Annotated in this window: 3 protein-coding genes; 2 read left to right on the plus strand and 1 reads right to left on the minus strand. The window is 57.6% G+C overall.

Annotated features, from left to right (window positions below):
• Positions 1 to 262: 262 nt before the first annotated feature.
• The gene (locus AB4048_RS28640; RefSeq protein WP_442205323.1) at positions 263 to 676 is read right to left on the minus strand and encodes a recombinase family protein; all 414 of its coding nucleotides are present in this window, start codon (positions 674 to 676) and stop codon (positions 263 to 265) included.
• 230 nt (positions 677 to 906) lie between these two features.
• On the opposite strand from AB4048_RS28640, the gene AB4048_RS28645 reads away from it, so the two are divergent.
• The gene (locus AB4048_RS28645; protein ID WP_442205322.1) at positions 907 to 1,959 is read left to right on the plus strand and encodes a type III polyketide synthase; all 1,053 of its coding nucleotides are present in this window, start codon (positions 907 to 909) and stop codon (positions 1,957 to 1,959) included.
• Positions 1,956 to 2,459 carry an isoprenylcysteine carboxyl methyltransferase family protein gene (locus tag AB4048_RS28650; protein ID WP_442205324.1) on the plus strand — a complete coding sequence of 168 codons (504 nt, stop codon included), beginning with the start codon at positions 1,956 to 1,958 and terminating at the stop codon, positions 2,457 to 2,459. The genes AB4048_RS28645 and AB4048_RS28650 overlap by 4 nt, the downstream gene beginning before the upstream one ends.
• Positions 2,460 to 2,622: the final 163 nt, after the last annotated feature.

Raw genomic sequence — 2,622 nt, forward strand, 5'->3', positions numbered from 1 at the left:
CCGCACGCCCTGCTTGCCGCATACGCCCTGCTGCGCATAAGACTGCTTGCTCCGGTATCTCAGGCAACAAAGGAGGCATTCAGGACACTTCCGCCCGAGCAGGCCGGGACGCCCGAATCGCCGCGGCTCGATCCACGCACCTTGCCGGCCGCCAAGTGAGCACGCTCAGGACGAAAGACCCGCCTTAGGATGTCGGCATCGATTGGTTATGAATCCGGGTCTGTCGCGTTCAAGGCCTTCATAATGGGAGCCTTCCACGAGTTCAGCCAGCATGATCCCCACGAAACCGCTTGCGTGATGTGCGACCAGGGCGCAGATGAAGATGGTCATACCGCTTCCATGCGTGACGGACTTGGGGCGCCCGCCGGTCCGGCCTCCTCGGCTCGCGCGATCCCTTCCATCTGCCGTTCGCGTCGGATCGCCGTTTTTCGAACTTCGTAATCCGAGCGAGAACGCCCATTACTAGCTTGCCAGTCCGGCTTGTCGTATAGCGCCGCGCCGTCCGGCGCCTACAACACCACATGTCCTCAAGCATATGCACGATCACGGATAGGTCCGTTGCCGATCGCGCCAGGCGCTCCAGCTTCGTCAACAAGAGCGTGGTCGCCCCGCGCGCATCGTTATAAAAGGCAGTTTTTGAGACTCTTTGCGCTGAAGGTCGACGCCTTAACAGCATTGCGCCAATAGAAACGACCGCCGCCTCCCGTTTGCGCCAATAAGCCGACAACCTGTCAAGTTCGAAGAAAATCTACCTTTAGCACGGGTTAAACACTCCCTTTCCCTCCACTCTAGAAGAGCTCTAAATCAGGGCTTTCCCCTGCAACTAATGCTACGACCGTACGTTTAGCTACCGGACCTGCAGCGGCGAAGCCGGTTCTAACCCGCAATCGCCCGGCAGGAAGTACAATGCCCGAATCCGTAAAGTTGCTATCCCTCGGTACCGCCGTTCCCCCACATATCATTGATCAACGCGAAGCTGCTCTAGCATCCCACGGAGCATTTTCATCCAGATTTGGCGACTTCGACCGCTTGGCGAAGGTGTTTGAGAGTTCCGGAATTCGACGGCGATATGGCGTGCGCCCTATCGATTGGTATCTAGAGACCTCTGGTTGGACGGATAGAAATCAAGCCCACATCGAAGGCGCATGTGCATTATTTGTTGCGGCGGCGACCAAGGCGCTTCAATCTGCAGGTCTCTCAGCAGCTGATGTCGACACCATTGTCACGGTCTCTTCCACGGGCATCGCAACGCCAAGTCTGGAGGCTCGCGTCGCGTCACAGATGGGGTTCCGTTCCGACGTCGAGCGTGTGCCCGTCTTTGGGCTAGGGTGCGCGGGAGGTGTTTCTGGCCTTTCCATCGCATCGCGACTGGCGGCGTCTCGCCCCGGTTCGCTCGTTCTTGTTGTTGCCGTGGAGACCTGCACGCTCGCCTTTCGCATGGACAAGCTGACCAAGGCCAATATCGTCGCAACCGCACTGTTTGGCGACGGGGCTGCAGCCTGCGTGCTGCGAGCAACAAATGCCGGCATCGCCGAAGTCGAGATGAGTGGCCAGCATACATGGCCTGACACACTTGATATCATGGGTTGGAGCGTCGATCCGGAGGGGCTGGGAGTGATATTCGACCGGGCAATCCCACCGTTCGCCGAGGCCAACGTTCGTTCGGCAGTTGCCTCCATACTCGGACGATCAAACCTCTCGATTGACAATGTCGACCGCTTTGCATGTCATCCAGGCGGCGCAAAAGTCGTCGATGCGCTGGAGACCGCACTCGGCCTTGGACAGGGAAGCCTCAACCACGAGCGGGATGTCCTCGGCGACTATGGAAACATGTCGTCCCCAACGGCACTATTCGTCCTCGAACGTCTGATTAAAGCCGGTCTGCCTCGGCGAACTCTCTTAACCGCGATGGGGCCGGGATTTACCTTGAGTTGCGTCTCATTGAAGGCAGCCGCGTGAATTGGTCCGTTCTGTTATTGGCCGCAGTGACCGTCGAGCGGTTGGCTGAACTCTGGCTTGCGCGTCGCAACACACGTGCCTTGACCTTGCGCGGAGCCTTCGAAGTTGCCCCAGGACACTATCCTCTTATCATTATAATGCATGCTTTGTGGCTAGTCGGGTTGTGGGTGATCGCCCGGGATAGACCCGTTCAATTGCCGTGGGCTGCCATATTTGGATTTCTGCAGATCCTGCGCTTCTGGACGCTGTCTGCAATCGGCCGACGCTGGACCACACGCATCATCATTTTGCCGGGTGAGCAGCTTGTCTCGACCGGCCCCTATCGGTTCCTGCGACACCCGAACTACATCGTCGTGGTAGGCGAGATAGCCGTGCTGCCACTTAGCCTTGGCCTGCCAATCTATGCGTTGGCGTTCTCGATTGCCAATGCGATTGTCCTGACGATACGGATTAAGGCAGAAAACGCCGCCCTCTCTAGGCCTCACACCGAACTGGCCTGAAGCACCAGTAATTCTTAGAGCCTGACCGAAAAAGAATTGAGTGAAATCAGCCAGTTGTGATTCCCTTGGATTTGCTTAGGATTCGAGGAAACTGCAATGGGCTGGACTGATTTCACCCGTCGCCAATATGGCCGACGGACAGGGCGTTACGCAAGTGATCTGA

Source organism: Rhizobium sp. RAF56 (assembly GCF_052113965.1).
Lineage (GTDB): Bacteria > Pseudomonadota > Alphaproteobacteria > Rhizobiales > Rhizobiaceae > Rhizobium.